This is a genomic window from Neptuniibacter pectenicola (assembly GCF_001597735.1).
Taxonomy (GTDB): Bacteria; Pseudomonadota; Gammaproteobacteria; order Pseudomonadales; family Balneatricaceae; genus Neptuniibacter; species Neptuniibacter pectenicola.
Genome location: NZ_LUTS01000158.1, coordinates 1 through 207, shown reverse-complemented (window position 1 = coordinate 207; position 207 = coordinate 1). Strand labels below are relative to the sequence as shown.

At 51.7% G+C, this 207-nt stretch carries 1 protein-coding gene; it reads right to left on the bottom strand.

Going from position 1 to position 207, the window contains the following annotated elements:
• A partial coding sequence (locus tag A3773_RS17325; RefSeq protein ID WP_197462881.1) for an NAD(P)H-dependent oxidoreductase occupies positions 1–207 on the bottom strand: 207 nt, incomplete at both ends.

The window sequence follows — 207 nt, the reverse complement described above, 5'->3', positions numbered from 1 at the left end:
TTTCCTGTCCGCCATGGAGGCTAGAGCTTGAACTAAATACGGCGGCGGGTTTATCGATTAGAGCGCCAGACAGCCATAGGGAACTTGTTCCATCAATAAAATACTTTAACGGCGCTGCCATATTGCCAAAGCGGGTTGGGCTACCGAGGGCAAGACCTGAACATTCAGCCAAATCCTGTTCGCTGCAATATAGCGCGCCCTCATCGG